This is a genomic window from Photorhabdus caribbeanensis (genome assembly GCF_018448885.1).
Classification (GTDB): Bacteria; Pseudomonadota; Gammaproteobacteria; order Enterobacterales; family Enterobacteriaceae; genus Photorhabdus; species Photorhabdus caribbeanensis.
Map to the genome: position 1 here is coordinate 1 of NZ_RCWB01000018.1, position 17,811 is coordinate 17,811.

Consider the following 17,811-nt stretch of genomic DNA (forward strand, 5'->3'; position numbering starts at 1 on the left):
TGGATGAGAGCTGGATATCCCGGCTGGCATTGAGTTGCAGGTCTTTGCCCGCCTGCAACTGGCCGCCCTGAATGCGGATATCGCCGTTCTGGTCTGGTGTGCCGGAAGCGGTGAGGGTGAGATTATCGCCGGTCATCAAGCTGCTGCCCTGTTGAGTGGTCTGGTGCTGTTTCAGTTCTGACCGGGAGGACTGGCTGCCGTAGGAGAGGTTGACGCCCACCAGATTGTTATTGGCTTTGTCGTCACCGCCTTTAGCGTCGGCCAGACGGGCTGCCTGGACAGCCTGTACTCCGCTAAGAGCGGCTTTGGTGCCCTGTAAAGCTTTGATACGGCTGTCACTTTCACTTCTGGCCGCTTGAACCGTTTGAACGGCGGAATTCAGGGCCCCGCCTGCGGTGCCGGATAGCGCCACGGTCAGGCCGCTTTGTTTCTGTTCGGTTTTGGTGATGGCGGTGTGACTGTTTTCCGCGCTGGTGATGTTAATGTTTTGACCGGAAAGTTGCATATCTTGGCCCGCCACGACATCACTGCCGTGAATGTTGAGCTGTTTTCCGGCGCTGAATGTCACACTGCCCTGGCTGCTGCCTACCGTGCTGCCTTTGTTGAGGTTGCTGTCGATATCGGTAGTGGATTTTTGGCTGGCTTTGCCGACGGAGAAGCCGATACCGCCGGTCTCCATCAGACCGGATTTTTTCTCTTGTTTGAAGTGCGTTTCATGGCGGGCTTCATCAGCGGTGGTGATGGTGAGCTGATTGCCTGAGGCCAGATTAACGTCCTGAGTGCCTGCTACGTTACTGCCGGTGATATTCAGGTTATTCCCGGCCTGTACAGTCACGCTGTCGCCACTGAGCGTGGTGCTCTGTGCGCGGCGTTCATGCACTTCGTCGTGGGTTTCGACGGAGGATTTGGAGAGTAAGCCTTTACTGGTCTGTTTGCTGTGTTCTACCAGGTCGGATGAAGCGGTACCGGCATCTAGTGTGATGTTGTTCCCGGCCTGAGCGGTAAGCTGTTGACCGGCGTTCACGTTAGCCGCGGTAGCATTGAGGTTCTTACCCGCTCGCAGTGCCAGGTTGCCGGCGGTGGTTATCTGGCTACCGACGTCACGTTGTTGTGTCAGATGGCGATAGTTGTCGCTCCCCCAGTCACTGTTTTCTGTGCGATGAGTGCGCAGGGTGTCCAGAGTCAAGTCGAGGCCCGCTGTTATCTCTGTCTGACCGTCTTTGCCCGCGTTCTCCACATCACTGGCCGTGAGATGGATGTTGTTGAGGGCTTTTAGCGATAAGGTGCCGTTGTCATTCTGGACATAAATGCCCGCAGGCCGATCTTGCCAACGGTCAGCACCTGCTCCGCGCAAGGTAGAGGCACTGGTGATATCCCGATCTGCCTGTGCAGAAACGCGGTCACGGCCCCGAATTTGTCCGCCGAGGTTGGTGATGTCCTGCCGGGCGGTTAAATCCACTTTGCCGCTTTGGATAAAGCCGCTGTTGGTCAGATTGCTGGCTGTCAATTTGGTGATTTCACGTCCGCTGATGGAGCCGCTGTTGGTAATATCTTTTCGGCTATTTATTGTTACGTTTTTGCCGGAGAGCAGGGCGCCGTCACCGGTCAGGTCGCCTTTATTTACGCGAGCGTAGACCTGTGGCACGGTGACCACCTGCGTGGTGCCGTCTGGCAGAGTCACGTTCCGGTTGGTCAGCCAGATAATGTCAGAGGTGAGCAGCGCCATCTGAGAGGGACTCAAGGCGATGCCGGGGGTGAGCTGTTGCTGTTTGCTGAAGGCAACACCGGCTTCCATTAACGCTTTGAACTGGGTTTCATCGTTGTTGTGGCCGGCCAGATAACGCTGACCAGTCAGTTGGGTGATTTGATCACGTACCAAGCGTTGTTCGTAGAATCCATCTCCCAGGCGTTTGTGCGCTAGTGACGGGTCGCGGGTTAACTGTTGTTGCATGTAATCCGTGCCTAGCCACTTTTTATATTGGGTGAATTTAGGGTCGGTTTCCACTAAATAATGGCTGTCACTGCCCGGCTGTACGACAAACAGGCTGTTGTCCGGCAGGCGGGTATCTGGAGCAATGATACGGATAAGGGGTTCGACGCTTTGACCTTTAACGGTATCAGACGGTAGCGTCAGTTCAAATTGTTGGCCTGTTGGTAACACCAGCGGGCGCTCATCTAATGTACCACTGTTTGGTAGAGTGATCGTCACAGGGGGGAGTACCCGTTCAGTTTGTTGAGTCGGCGAGAGTGATGGATGTTCAGGCAGTGCGTCCCGGTTTGGTAGTGCCACTGTGCCGGATGATAATATCTGCTCAGTCTGTTGACTGGTAGGCGGAAGTGTGGGGTGTTCAGGCAGTGTGTCCCGGTTTGGTAGTGCCACCGTGCCGGACGATAATATTTGCTCAGTCTGTTGACCGGTAGGTGGAAGTGTGGGGTGTTCAGGTAGTGTGTCTCGGTTTGGTAGTGCTACTGTGCCGGACGATAATATCTGCTCAGTTTGTTGGCCTGTAGGAGAAAGAAATGGACGATCGATCGGTATGTCCCTGTTCGGTAGTGTGATGGCATTGATAGTGGCGTTTGTGAACGTAACTTCACCGGCTTCCGCCATTCTTGAGGTCTGGTTAATCCTAGCCGGCGCGCTTTGAACATGACTTTGCTGCCTGTCACCTATCGTTATGCCGGTGGTGTCAGGGCGGGTATTGCCCTTCCAGGCCAGGGCTTTCAGGTCAATGGTTTCGATTATCGGTGCCGGGCGATAATCACTCCAGTCTTTTCCTTGGGATCTTTTACTCTTTCTCAGTCGACGTTTTTTCTTTTTAGGGTACCAGCGGATTTCACTGCCTTCATCTGCGGTGATACGTTCGCCTTTAGTGGCGTTATTGTGCAATTCGTCAATATCACCCCCTAGTATTCCACCCGCTATGATCTGACTGTCGTTGTTAGTCAGCATCGTGCTATTGATTGTCATATTACCGCCGGCCAGAATTTTACCTGGGTTGTTCTCTTTTATCTGGGTCTCTGTAACGGTACGGGTATACTGATACTCGTAAAATTCATTATCTCTGCTACCGTCCGGCATAATGGCATCGCGTATGCCATATCTGTTTCGATAGGAGGTGTCCACTTGTGACCAGTCATAGCGGGTAGTGTGACCACTGAGTACCGCTTCATGATGTTGAGATTTTTCTGTTTCAACGATCTGGGTGACTAGACCTTTGTTGGTATTTTTGATAATAGCGGCATCAATCCTTAGGTCACCTCCGGCCTCAATGGTTGCCGCGTCGTTGTTGAGCATCCCGGCCAGACTGGTAGCAGTCAGATTCTCATCCAGTTGTCCACCAATGCGCATGTCACCCACGCTGTAAATCAGGGCATGGTCACTGTTGTTGAGAGTCCCGGTGCCGATATCTAATTGGTCCCGGGCGGCAATGACAGCGGCTTTGCCATCTTTTGCTGTGTTATTGAGAGTGCCAGTCTTGAGGGCTATTTGGTCACCGTAAATACGTCCGGTTCCGGTGTTGTCCAGTACTTTGGCGGTGAGATGGGTCAATTCGCCGTCAATGAGTCCGGTGTTGGTCAGTGTGTTGCGGACATTGACTTCGGTTTGCTTGGCACTGATTTCCGCAGTCTGGGTATTGGTGAGGTTTTGGGCTCCCAGATGCAATGTTTGCCAGGCTTTAATTGTGCTGTCATTGATAATGTTGCCGTCGGTTTTCAGAGATAGCTTACCGTCGGCGGCGATGTTACCAGTGTTGTGGAAGTCCTGTTTTAATATTACCTCCATATCGCCCTGTGATAAGGTCTGGCCGTCACCGCTCAAGGAGTTGGCTTTAATATTGACCTTTTCACTCCCAATCAGTGTACCTTGCTGGTTATTTACTGTCAGTTTCTGGGTTTCATCTTTGATGATGAGTTGTTTTCCACCGGAGATTAGTCCTTGTTCGTTTTTCAGTGACTGGTTAATGATGGCTTGCAGGCGGTTGGTTCCCCGTAATGCGCCTTGGGTGTTATCCACTTGTTGAGATTCAATTATCAGGTCTTGGGCTTCGATACCCTGGTCAGGGTGATTAGTCTCCCGGTTAATGAGTTCTGCTGTTTTAAGTGTCAGTTGGTGGTCACTGTGGATAAAGCCGCCAGTGTTGTTCGTTTGTTTTTGCGAGTCAATCGTCGCGTCACCTATGGCGTTGACCTGCCCGCGGCGGTTGTCGAGCTGGTGAGTATTCAGGCTCATGGTGTCTGTTGACAACAGCTTACCGTCTTGGTTATCCGTATCGGCTTGCCCGGTGTCGATGGTGAGTTTTTTGCCCTGAATTTGTCCGTGTTGGTTATTCAGTTTGCCACTGGTAACTGTGGTGTTGTCATCGCCAATAATACGGCCATGTTGGTTGTCCAGTAGCTGTCCGTTTGTGTCAATATTGACAGTTTTTGCTGATTTTAATGAACCATTGTTGTTGATAAGCGTCTGGCTATGAATCTCCAGTCCACTATTGCCAGCAATCAGTCCTTTTTTATTGGAGAGGGTTGTACTGGTAATCTTAGTTTTGCCATCAGCGGCTATAAAGCTAGCATCGTTGTTTAATTCTCCGATATCTAGTGTTAAATCGCCCTGAGCAGATAATTTGCCTGATTTGTCTTTGTCGCCGACGTTATCCAGGCGTTTGCCTTGAGTGTTGAGGTTCAGGTTGCCATCAGAATCGACGGTGCCTTGTTGGTTATTAAATGCTTGGGTAATCAGCTTTATCTGTTGGGTGCCAACAATGGTGTCTTCAGTATTATTTACGGTTGCGATTTTGCGATTGGTAATCATACCAGCCTGATTATGTAAATCACCGCTGGTAATTAACATGTCGTCCTGGCTGCGGATACCGCCCCGATCACCACTGTTTTTATTGGTCAGGGAATGGCCGTGCGTATTGAGAGTCAGCTTACCTGCGGATTGCAACAAGCCGCCGCTATTGTCAGTTTGGTTCACTGATAATGTCAGCGCATCTTTTTCGCTGATGAGTGTTCCGCCTTGGTTTTTCAGTTCACCAGCAGTAACTGTCGTTGCTCCTGTACCGATGATCGCACCATCCTGATTGTCGATTTCACCGGTAGTAAGGGTCATAGTTCCTTTACTGATAACGCCTCTGGTATCGCCGCTTTTGGCGGTGGTCAGTTTTTTTCCGTGAGTATCTATCGTCATGTTGCCGTCAGACTTTATTAGTCCACCGGTACTGTCTAACGCGCCGCTGTCGAGTTGTAGGTTTTTCCTACTGACTATAGTGCCAGTTAGATTGCTTAATGTCTGTTTATGCGTATCAATATGTGTTTCATCGCTACGGATATATCCGAGATCATTGATGAGTTCACCTGTAATCAGTTTTAAGCCATCTAGTGCGAGGATTCCGTTAAATTTTCCACTATTGGTATTCGTTAGTTTCTGCTGTTGGGTATCCAGTTTCAGACTGGCTGAGGATTGTATTAGTCCGCTTTGGTTGTTGACCGCCTGTGTTGTCAGCTCGGTTTTTTTCCGCGAGATGATTTTACCGTCGGTGTTGTTGAGGTTTTGGCTGGTTAGAGTGGTTTCGCCTTGTGAATCTATCTTGCCGGCGGTGTTATCAATTTCACCGGCTTCCAGTGTCAGGTCACTGCCGCTGAGTATGCCGTGTTTATCTCCGCTTTGAGTGTTAATCAGCTTCTGGCCGTGAGTGTTGAGTGAAAGAGTTGTGTGGGATTGCAACAGACCACCGGCGTTATTTAGTTCGCCGGTATTGAGTTCCAGTTGTTGATGCTGACTGACCATTTTACCGCTGGTATTATCAACGGTGCCTGTTGATGTCACGTTGAGTCGCTTATCAGAGATAATTCTTCCCTGTTGGTTATCGATAGTGTCCGCGGTTATTGTCAACTCTCCCTTGCTTGAGATCCCCTGTTTAGGCTGGCTGTTGCGGTTGATTATTTTGCCTTGTTTCCCATCTAGAGTCAGGTTTTTATCCGCATGGATCCAGCCAGCTTCATTATTGATGCCTTGAGCGGTCAGCTTGACATTGCCTGTACCGATTATGCCTCCGGTCTTGCCGCTGTTGAGGTTAGTCAGTAGTTCACCTTGTGTATCGAGTGTCAGATCACCCTTGGATTGCAACAGTCCGTTGCTGTTATCGGTTTGTTTCACGGTCAATGTGAGTGCGCTGGTTTCACTGGCAAGGGTTCCGCCTTGGTTTTTCAGTTCACCGCCAGTAACGATCGTTGTTCCTGTGCCGATAATCACACCGTCTTGGTTGTCGATCTCGCCAGTGGTTAGCGTCAATGTTCCTTTACTGATAACGCCACCGGTATCGCCACTTTTGGCAGTGGTCAGTTTTTCTCCATGTGTGTCGAGTGTCATATCACCGATAGATTCTATTCGTCCTCCGGTATTGTTGAGTTCTCCACTGTCGAGCTGTAGGTTTTTCTTGCTGAATATGGTGCCAGCCAAGTTATTTAGTGCTTGCTGATGGGTGTTAATGAGGATTTGCTCACCACGGATAGATCCGCGGTCATTGATTAGTTTGCCGGTAGTCAGTTCCAAGGCATCTTCTGCGACGATTCCGTTTTTACCGCTATCGGTGTTAGTGAGTTCATGCTGTTGTGTATCTAATTTCAAACTGGCTAAGGATTGTATCAGTCCACGTTGGTTGTTGACTGCTTGTGTTGTTAGATCGGCTTTTCCTTTCGAGAGGATTTTACCGTCGGTGTTATCAATTTCACCGGCTTCTAGGGTTAGGTCACTGTCGCTGCGTATGCCGAGGTCATCCCCGCTTTGCGTATTAGTCAGCTTTTGGCCGTGGGTGTTAAGAGAAAGGGTTGTTTTGGATTGCAGCAAACCACTCGTGTTATTCAGTTCACCGGTATTCATGGTGAGTTGATGCTGCTGACTGACCATTTTACCGCTGGTATTATCAACGGTGCCTGTTGATGTCACGTTGAGTCGCTTATCAGAGATAATTCTTCCCTGTTGGTTATCGATGGTGTCCGCAGTTATTGTCAACTCTCCCTGGCTTGAGATCCCCTGTTTAGGCTGGCTATTGCGGTTGGTTATTTTGCCTTGTTTCCCATCTAGAGTCAGATTTTTATCCGCATGTATCCAGCCAGCTTCGTTATTTATGCCTTGAGCGGTCAGCTTGACATTGCCTGTACCGATTATGCCTCCGGTCTCGCCGCTGTTGAGGTTAGTCAGTAGCTCACCTTGTGTATCGAGTGTCAGATCACCCGCGGATTTCAACAGGCCGCCGCTGTTATCGGTTTTTTTCACGGTCAATGTGAGTGCGCTGGTTTCACTGGCGAGGGTCCCGCCTTGGTTTTTCAGTTCACCGCCGGTAACGATGGTTGTTCCTGTACCTTTGATAAAACCATCTTGGTTGTCGATTTCACCGGTGGTAAGGGTCATTGTCCCTTTACTGAAAACACCACCAGTTTTACCGCTTTTAGCGGTGGTCAGTTTTTCTCCATGCGTATCCAGCGTCATATCGCCGGTAGACTCTATTCTCCCTCCGGTACTGTTAAGTTCTCCACTGTCGAGCTGTAGGTTTTTCTTACTGAATATGGTGCCAGCCACGTTGGTTAGTGCTTGTTGATGGGTGTTAATGTGCGTTTCGTTACCACGAATATCGCCGTGGTCATTGATTAGTTTACCGGTAGTCAGTTCCAAAGCGTCTTCCGCGACGATCTTGCCGCCAGTGCTGGTCAGTTCATGCTGTTGTGTATCTAATTTCAGACCGGTTGCGGATTGTATCAGTCCATGTTGGTTGTTGACTGCTTGTGTTGTCAGATCTGCTTTTCCCTTTGAGAGGATTTTACCGTCAGTGTTGTTGAGGTTTTGGCTAGTTAGTTTGGTTTCGCCTTGTGAATCTATCTTGCCAGCGGTGTTATCAATTTCACCGGTTTCTAAGGTCAAGTCACTGCCGCTGCGTATGCCGAGGTCATCCCCGCTTTGCGTATTAGTCAGCTTTTGGCCGTGGGTGTTGAGTGAAAGAGTTGTTTGGGATTGCAGCAAACCACTGGTGTTATTCAGTTCACCGGTATTCATGGTGAGTTGTTGATTCTGGCTGAGTATTTTGCCGCTAGTATTATCAACGGTTCCTGTTGATGTCACGTTGAGCTGTTTATCGGCGATGACTCTTCCCTGTTGGTTATCGATAGCGCCCGCGGTTATTGTCAACTCTCCCTGGCTTGAGATCCCCTGTTTAGGTTGGCTGTTGCGGTTGGTTATTTTGCCTTGTTTCCCATCTAGAGTCAGATTTTTATCCGCATGGATCCAGCCAGCTTCGTTATTGATGCTTTGAGCGGTCAGCTTGACATTGCCTGTACCGATTATGCCCCCGGTTTTGCCGCTGTTGAGGTTAGTCAGTAGCTCACCTTGTGTATCGAGTGTCAGATCACTCGCGGATTTCAACAGGCCGCCACTGTTATCGGTTTTTTTCACGGTCAATGTGAGTGCGCTGGTTTCACTGGCGAGGGTTCCGCCTTGGTTTTTCAGTTCACCGCCGGTAACGGTGGTTGTTCCTGTACCGATAATCACACCGTTTTGGTTGTTAATATCGCCAGTGGTCAGCGTCATATCGCCGGTAGACTCTATTCGTCCTCCGGTACTATTGAGTTCTCCACTGTCGAGCTGTAGGTTTTTCTTACTGGTTATGGTGCCAGCCACATTGCTCAGCGCTTGCTGATGAGTGTTAATGTGGGTTTGATCACCACGGATAGATCCGCGATCGTTGATCAGTTTACCGGTAGCCAGTTCTAAAGCCTCTTCTGCGATGATCCCGCCGTCAGTGCTAGTCAGTTCATGCTGTTGTGTATCTAATTTCAGACCGGTTGCGGATTGTATCAGCCCACGTTGGTTGTTGACCGCTTGTGTTGTCAGATCGGCTTTTTTCCGCGAGAGGATTTTACCGCCGGTGTTGTTGAGGTTTTGGCTAGTTAGCGTGGTTTCACCTTGTGCATCTATCACGCCAGCGGTGTTATCAATTTCACCGGCCTCCAGTGTCAGATCACTGCCGCTGCGGATACCGCGTTTTTCTCCGCTCTGTGCGTTAATTAACTTTTGGCCTTGGGTGTTGAGCGACAGGGCTGTGCCGGATTTCAACAGACCACCGGTATTGTCAACGGTCCCGGATGTTACGGTGAGTTGTTTATCAGCTTCTACAGATCCTTGATGGTTATCAATAGCACTTGCAGTCAGCGTCAAGTCTCCTGAGCTACGGATACCCTGATTAGGCTGGCTGTTGCGGTTGGTTATGGTTCCCTTCTGCCCGTCAAGGATCAAGTTCTTACCCGCATGGATTAGGCCAGCATCGTTGTTGACGCCTTGGGTCGTCAGCTTCAGGTTGCCTATGCTGATTATGCCCCGCTCTTTGCCGCTGTTGGTGTTGGTTAGTAGCCCACCTTGTGTATCTAGTGTCAGATCACCCGCGGATTGCAGTAGTCCACCGCTATTGTCAGTGTTGTTTACCGTTAATGTCAGTGAACTGGTCTTGCTGACAAGTTTTCCTCGTTGGTTGTGGAGGTCTCCACCCGTTATCGTTGTCGTTCCTGTACCGCTGATGGTGCCATCGTGGTTGTCGATCTCGCCTGTCGTTAAGGTGAGCGTTCCCTCACTGGTGACACCGCCAGTGTCGCTACTTTTAGCGGTGGTGAGCTTTTTCCCGTGGGTGTCTAATGTCATGTCGCCATCAGATTTTATTTGTCCACTGGTACTGTCGAGCTCTCCACTGTCAAGTTGCAGATTTTTCTTGCTCTCTATGGTGCCTTTTTGGTTGCTTAGCCGTTGTTCATGGGTATCGATGTGAATGCCATGACCAAGGATAACGCCCGCATTATTAGTCAGTTTACCGCTGGAAATACGTAATGAGTTTTTGGCAATGATACCGCCAGTTTTGCCACTGTCGATATTGGTCAGGGCTTGGTTTTGGGTATCCAACAACAGGCTTGACTCTGATTGGATCTGTCCACGAGTGTTATCTAATGCTTGTGTGGTCAGTTCCGCCATCTGTTGTGACAAGAGTTGGCCGTCGGTATTGTTAACGTTACCGGCGTTAAGGGTGGTTTTTCCTTTAGCGGAAATAATGCCGGCGGTGTTGTTGATATCCCCTGTACGGAGTTCCAGATTACCTTTGCTTAATATGGTGCCTTTTTTGATCTCTTTTTCGTCACTATTTTTAGTGTCTTTAGTATTAGTCAATTTCTGTCCATGAGTATTGACTATCATGTCACTGTCGGATTGTAACAGACCAGACGTGTTATCCAGCTCACCGCTGTTTAGGGTGAGTTTTTCTTGAGCAATAACTTGTCCTGCGGTGTTGGTGAATTTATGTCCTTTGGTTTGGCTATCTATTCGCTGAGCCAGTAATGATCCTTGATGGTTATTCAACGCCTGACTTTTTGTGGTGAGCTCTGTTTTGGCTTCGATTCGTCCGTCAACGTTTTCAATGTCTTTCCCAATGATCAGTTCTGTGCTGCCACCGGTTGCAGCGATTTTTCCCCGGCTGTTATCAAGCTGTGTTGCGGTAAGTTGGATATCTTGACCGGCTTCCAGGTGTCCATCTTGGTTATTCAGAGCATCATCAACAGTCAGTTCCAAAGCGCCTTGTTTGGCTGCTATGATTTTGCCTTTGCTGTTATCCAAGGTGGCGGCGTCGATTTTCAGGTTGCCATTACCTTTAATCTCGCCATCTTGGTTATTCAGCGTCTTGGCAGTGAGGGACAGTTTACCTCTGCCGGCGAGTTGAATTGTCCCTCCTTCTGTGTTGTCTGCTTTCTCGTGGACGGTTAGGTTCAGGTCATTCCCATTACTGGCGATTTTTCCATGATGGTTGTCCAGATTTCTTGTGGTGATAGCCAATCGTTTCCCTTCATTGAGAAGGGTCCCGCTTTGGTTATTCAGTGTTTGGGTGTTCAGTACCAGCTCGCCGTTGCCGGTTTGATTAATTTTTCCCTGCTTGTTGGATAAGTCTGGAGTCGTTAAGTTGATTTCTCGTGCTACCAGTATGCCGCCGTCATTGTTAAATTGGCCTGGTGTTTTAGCTGTAAAGCTGTCAGCGGTGACTGTAGCGTTGGCGGTGCTAACCTCTTGCTGACTGGCAGTGAGTTGAATGTTGTTAGCAGAAGTTTGGCTGCCGCTGAGATCAATCTTTTTACTCTGTGCTTCCAGAGTATTGGTTGCCAGATTTTTTCCATTGGCCTGAATGTGCTGTTTGGCGGTCAGTGTCAGCGATCCGGGCAGCGTGGCTTTTCCTTTATTATCAATACCGGCGGATAGGGTGCTGCCGCTGGCGCTTTGTATCGACTCCGCTTTGATTATGGTATTGCTTCGTGCGGCAATTGTGCCGCTGTTCTCAATCAGTCCATCAACCGTGAGGCGAACTTCACCGGCGGTTGCTCCGATGTGGCCGGCGTTACGTACCCCTACGCCAAATTCGGTACCCACCAGCATGATTTTATTGGCGTACATGCCGCCCAAAGCTGCTACATCCAGCGTAAATGATGGATTCTTGCTGCTGTCAGCAGATTTTTTCTCAATGTTCTGGTGAGCTGCATCAACGATATTACGTCCGGTTGTGATTTTTAGATCTTTCGCGTGCAGTTTGCCGTTGATTACCACCGAGCGGGCAATAATTTCGGTGTAATTTTGTTGTGAGCTGTCTAGTCCCAGCCCTTCTATGCGGACTTCTCCCCGGTCAATATCAAAGCCTTTCAGTCGGCCTTGTTCCATCATGGCCTGTCCTGTGGTGAGTGTTGCGCGATGGGCGTTAATGAATCCACAGCCGTTGCAAGTGATGCCCGCCGGGTTGGCGATAATAACGTCGGCTTTTTGTCCGGCGACTTCTATCCAGCCATTAAGTTTACTGGCGTTAATACTGTTCACTTCATTGAGAATGATTTTGGCTTCTGCTTTGGCAAGCCAAGGATTGCCTGCCACCATGCCGCTCAGTTGAGTTTGGACAGCATTGTGACTGTTGTTAAGGATGACGCCTCGTTGATCGATATCAAATTGGCTGTAGGTATTACGCGAGATACCCGCGGCGTTAGGGGTCTGAATATCGATTTGTGGCGTACCGTTTGCGCTGTTCAGGATAGTCGGTTGCTGATTACCCGGTGCTTGTCCGTCGGCCACAATATTTGCTTGCGCTGTTAGGGAGATGCTGCCGGTCGCCAATAACAAACTCAGTCGTAACGCCGTTAGTCGGCAAAGGCATTGGGGTGACTGCCGACGACTGCGGCGGCGTACCGTACTACCTTGCCCGGAGGTGGCAATATCGGCCACGACCATCAGCATGTTCCGGGCTTTGTTAAAGATAATACGATACAGATGCTTGTTCATTGTTTTTCTCCACTAACACTTTTTATCTGGGATAACTTTGGCTGCGTTGTTATTTTGAATTAGTACTGCCAGTACAAACTGAATCCGGTTGTGACTGATGAGGTTTGAAAGCCATCCGGTTTGGATAACGGGATACCAGCAAACAGGTCATAGCTCACGCCTTTAAGACTGCCGCGACAGCCCAGAACGCCGCCCGCCAGATGTTTTCCCAGTCGTTGCTCATTCCCCGGCCCGCCAATTTCGCCGTAATCCATGCCCATATACAGGGATTGACCATTCAGCGGCGTTTGCCATTCCAGTTCGTTACGGCTGTACCAGCCATGATCTCCGTTTAGCGTGCGTTCGCCGTCAAATCCGCGTACGGTCCAGCGGTTGCCAATTGAAAATTGATCCTGTGGCGTCAACGGTCTGGCGCTTATTTGGCGCAAGTACTGGGTTTTGTAGATGAATGGCTGAGAAAATAGGGTAAATGGCGCAGAAAGTGCCGCAGAAAACTGGGTTGTTTTAAGTAAGGCGGTCGCTTTACCGCGGACCTCTTCTTGTGCGGGCTGTGCCCCAAACCAGCGTGTTCCCTGTTGGTAAGTCACTCCGGCATCCACGGTGGCACTACCGATGTAGTGACGATGAGATAATCCCAATTTCCAGCCAGCCGTTTCCCGGCGTTGTACATCGATTTCCAGGTCATTAATGAAACTCTTGGATGTACGACGATAAATTTCGCCGTTAACCACAGTTTTCTGGCTGGCGTTACGATGCAGGATTCGGCTGAGCTGGACATTCAGGTTTTTGCTTTTACCGCTGTATTTGTTGTCTTTACTTGGCCCGGCTACCTTTTGGTTGTAATCGTAATTACTGGCAGTGATGCCTGCCATCCAGTATCCCACCGGTAGGGAGTAGTGGATGGTGTAGTTTTTGCTGCTGCGGCCAGAAGGGGAGTGAATATCGCGCCCACCGGAGATATAAAATAGATCACTCAACGCAAGAGGATTATCCAGATATAAAGTTAATCCGCCTTGGTAACGCCCAGTGCTTTTAGAACCCGAATCGTCCAGATAGCTAGCGAGTCGCCAATGTCTTGACTGACGCCAGTTCAGTACGATATCGCTTTCTCCTAACCGTTCATTCGGTACAATTTCCATGTCGGCTTGAACAGTAGGAAAGCGTTGTAAATTTTCTAATCCCTGCTCAATATCCCGTAAGTCAAGCAGTTCTCCTTCGCGGGGAGGGAATGTGGTTATCCGTTGGATATAATTGCCACTTTCAGCGGTATAGCGAATATGCCCAATTTTGCCCGGTATGATCATGAGTTTTAATGTCTTGGAATTAAGATCCTGACTGGGAGCTAATACTCTGCTCGTGACATAGCCATGATTAATTAACCGGTTTTGTATCCGAGTCATTAATATATTAATCCCCTGGGTGCCCAGGCAGTGATTTTCTCCCTGTTGGGCTAAACGTTTTAAAGGTAACCAGTGAGGAAAATGTTCCGTGCCTTCAAGAACGACATGCGTAATAAGAAAGCAGGGCGTATCGACGGGAAATTTAGAAGGTACTGCTGTTTCAGGAACAGACAGACGAATATCCGCCGGTGGCGGTGTTAATTGGGCTTCCAGCGCTTTCTGTCGTTCTTGTTGATGAATGAGTTGCTGATCTGAAATTTCAGCGGCTTTAACATCGGTAGTTACAATAAGAAAACTAGCAAAAATAATAACCTTTTTTTTCATTATTCTTTGGCATCCCGCACGCGTCATATAATTTTTGGGGCGCTATTAGTCATGAATTTGACTTAATAATCAATATGTATATTTACGTACTGATATGATTGAGAAATACCGTCTCTTTTAAATTCTTTAATAAAAACAATTGGATGTGTTTTTGTTAGAAAATGAACAAGAATGAAAAACACTTTGTTAATTAATGAGTTATGTAACTAATGTCAGATATTTATAATTTAGTTTTATATATTGATAAATATGTGATATATGTCACTAAGAATATTATTATTTAATTGTAGTTAAAGTGACAATTGAAATTGTTTCTTTTCGGTATTGAGTGAATGATGGATATTGTTTTCTCTGGATTATTTATTAATTAATTGTCGGATATTTGTTTCTTAGCAAATATGCGAATGGGTTAAATTATTGGTGATTGTCATAATCAATCACCAAAGTGAACTAATGATTTAACGAGAAGTTTTTTTACTCTGATTTTTCCTCTTCTTCACTTGATTTACTGTTGGCTGTCAGCAAATAAGGCGATTGTTGCCAGCGGCTTGGGGCTAATTGCAATAGGTTATGCGCCAGAATAAAGCCAATTGCTAAAGCGAGTAAGATCATGATCCGAAGTAAGTTAGTCGTGTTATCCACCTGCTTGGACTCGGTTGCCAATTTGTGGGTATCCAGTGTCAGGCGCAGAAAACCTTTGGGTTCATCTTTTCCCGGAATGGGAGTGACTATCTGGTAGTTAAAATAGCTGCCCGCTTTTTTACCATCCAAAGATAGACGATCCCGCACTGAGACGTTCTCTCCGCTATGAGCAACCTGTGTTCCATTGTTAAGATAGACACTGGCATCAAGTATGCGGCTGTTTGTCGTCAGATGATGCAAATTAGCCAGTATCTGCTCATTATTAAGATCTTTGCTGCCACTCTCCATATAATCAGATAAGCTGAATGCGACTTGTTTTGCCAAGGTTTTTGCCAATTCCTCAAATTGATCCATCTGGGCTTGTTGGTGAGAACGGCTAAAATAGGAAACGCCCTGCATTAGAAATACTAATAAAGCAATGCAAATCAATATAATAGCTGTTTTATGCAGTCGGAATTTTAATTTAGCTTTGATCATAGTTATCTCTTCCAGGCTTTGGCCCATGCAATGTTGCCAGATGCAGTACAGAGAGGATAGTTTGAAGCGCAATTTTTTACTGTCAAATCATGTGGGATTACAGGAGTAGGGATTAATGTCTAATAACCTGGCTTATCACTATTTGCCGGAAGAGGTCCATAAGTGGCCGGGATTACCACTTTCGTTAAGTGGTGAAGAAGTTATGCCATTGGATTACCGGGCTGGTGACAGTGGTTGGTTGATATATGGCCGTGGCTTGGATAAACAACGTATCAGCAATTTTCAGCATCGGCTTGGCGCTGCTATTGTCATTGTTTCTTCATGGCGCATTGATGATTATCAGGTAGTACGTATTGCCGGGAATTTGACTACGCGTATTAAGCGGTTAGCTGATGAATGTCGGTTGGATGTGGTGCCTTTGGGGCAGATCCCACGGTTGCGGTCGCCAGGTTTGCTGGTGATGGATATGGATTCAACGGCAATTCAAATTGAATGTATTGATGAAATAGCCCGTTTGGCTGGCGTAGGTGATAAAGTCGCTGAAATTACTGAGCGAGCGATGCAAGGAGAGCTGGATTTTTCTGATAGTCTGCGGGAACGAGTTGCTCAGTTGGCAGGGGCTGATGCTGATATTCTGCGGCAGGTTGTAGAAAATTTGCCGCTTATGCCGGGGCTGACCAGTTTGGTGCGTAAGTTACAATCCCTTGATTGGCATGTGGCAATCGCATCGGGTGGTTTTACCTATTTTGCCGACCATTTGCGTCAGAATTTACGTTTGGTGGCTGCGGCAGCTAATCAGTTAGAAGTCAAAAATGGCAAGTTGACAGGTAAGGTTATCGGGCCAATTGTTGATGCTAAATATAAGGCTGCCACATTGGTGAAGTTGGCGAAAAAACTGGATATCCCATTGGAGCAGACTATTGCGATTGGCGATGGCGCTAATGATTTGAAGATGATCCGCAAAGCAGGGTTAGGTATCGCTTACCATGCTAAACCGAAGGTTTATGCGCAATCGAAAGTGACCATCCGTCATGCTGATCTGATGGGAGTATTGTGTGTGTTAAGTGGTGGTCTCAAACACGAAGAGCGTTAATATACCCTATGGATTTCAAGATGCATCGCGACGGCAAGGGAGCGAATCCCCGGGAGCATAGCGAACTATGTTACTGGGGTGAGTGAGTGCAGCCAACAAACAGGCAACTTGAAAGATGACGGGTATAGAGTTTTTAGGAGTGCAGAGTGGCGAAAGCAGCAAAGCGGGCATTTGTCTGTAATGAGTGTGGGGCGGATTATCCCCGCTGGCAAGGGCAATGTAGTGCATGTCATGCCTGGAATACCATTACGGAGGTGCGCTTAGCCGCAGCACCTTCCTCCCGTAATGAGCGGTTCAGTGGTTATGCGGGAGATGCTGGCGTCAGCAGAGTTCAGAAATTATCAGAGATTAGTCTGGAAGAACTTCCTCGTTTTTCTACCGGATTTAAAGAGTTCGATCGGGTGCTTGGCGGCGGGGTTGTTCCTGGTAGCGCGATTCTGATTGGCGGTAATCCGGGAGCCGGGAAAAGTACCTTGTTGTTGCAGACGATGTGTCAATTGTCTGCGCAGATGAAAACTTTATATGTTACTGGGGAGGAGTCGTTACAGCAGGTTGCAATGCGTGCGCACCGGTTGGGGTTGCCAGCTGATAATCTGAATATGTTGTCAGAAACCAGCATTGAACAAATTTGTCTGATTGCGGAGCAGGAGCAGCCAAAGTTGATGGTGATTGATTCTATCCAGGTGATGCATATGGTGGATATTCAATCTTCTCCGGGGAGTGTCGCTCAGGTCAGAGAGACTGCGGCTTATCTGACTCGGTTTGCTAAGACTCGTGGTGTTGCCATTGTGATGGTTGGTCATGTGACTAAAGATGGCTCATTAGCGGGGCCGAAAGTGTTGGAACACTGTATTGACTGCTCTGTGATGCTTGATGGTGAAGCGGATTCCCGCTTTCGCACTTTACGTAGTCATAAAAACCGTTTTGGGGCCGTTAATGAACTTGGCGTATTCGCCATGACAGAACAGGGATTGCGTGAAGTGAGTAATCCATCAGCGATTTTTCTGAGCCGTGGCGATGAAGTTACCGCTGGCAGTTCTGTCATGGTGGTATGGGAAGGAACTCGACCTCTATTGGTGGAGATTCAAGCGCTGGTGGATCACTCAATGATGACCAATCCACGGCGGGTGGCTGTGGGGTTGGAGCAAAACCGGCTGGCTATTCTGTTGGCGGTTCTTCATCGTCATGGCGGTTTGCAAATGTCCGATCAGGATGTGTTTGTGAATGTGGTGGGAGGAGTTAAGGTGGCGGAAACCAGCGCGGATCTTGCTTTACTGCTCTCTTTAGTCTCCAGTTTTCGGGATAGGCCGTTACCCCGTGATTTAGTTGTATTTGGCGAAGTTGGGTTGGCAGGAGAGATCCGTCCTGTTCCCAGTGGGCAGGAACGCATATCCGAAGCCGCTAAACATGGTTTCAAACGGGCGATAGTACCTTATGCCAATATGCCAAAAAAAGCGCTGCCAGAGATGCAAGTTTTTGGTGTGAAAAAGTTGGCGGATGCGTTATCTGTTATGGATGATTTTGATTAAACAGGGGGG

The 17,811-nt window shown here is 48.3% G+C and carries 5 protein-coding genes; 2 read left to right on the plus strand and 3 right to left on the minus strand.

All coding sequences use genetic code 11. The annotated features are described in order from the left end of the window. The 3 genes from EAE90_RS13020 to EAE90_RS13030 all read right to left on the minus strand — a co-directional run. A partial coding sequence (locus tag EAE90_RS13020; protein WP_214053849.1) for a two-partner secretion domain-containing protein occupies positions 1–12,337 on the minus strand: 12,337 nt, incomplete at its 3' end. A gap of 59 nt (positions 12,338–12,396) precedes the next feature. Beyond that, positions 12,397–14,061, minus strand: coding sequence for a ShlB/FhaC/HecB family hemolysin secretion/activation protein (locus EAE90_RS13025; protein WP_214053850.1), 1,665 nt, complete (start codon positions 14,059–14,061; stop codon positions 12,397–12,399). A 474-nt stretch (positions 14,062–14,535) separates the two neighbouring features. After that, positions 14,536–15,180 (minus strand): YtjB family periplasmic protein, encoded by a 645-nt coding sequence (locus tag EAE90_RS13030; protein WP_214053906.1) that lies wholly within the window; start codon positions 15,178–15,180, stop codon positions 14,536–14,538. 115 nt (positions 15,181–15,295) lie between these two features. Between EAE90_RS13030 and serB the strand changes: the two genes are divergently transcribed. Together serB and radA are read left to right on the plus strand one after the other, a co-directional pair. Continuing rightward, on the plus strand, positions 15,296–16,273 hold the full coding sequence (gene serB / locus EAE90_RS13035; RefSeq protein WP_214053851.1) for a phosphoserine phosphatase: 978 nt from the start codon (positions 15,296–15,298) through the stop codon (positions 16,271–16,273). A 146-nt stretch (positions 16,274–16,419) separates the two neighbouring features. Further along, entirely contained in the window at positions 16,420–17,802 is a 1,383-nt protein-coding gene (radA, locus tag EAE90_RS13040) for a DNA repair protein RadA (RefSeq protein ID WP_214053852.1), read from the plus strand. Positions 17,803–17,811 lie beyond the last annotated feature (9 nt).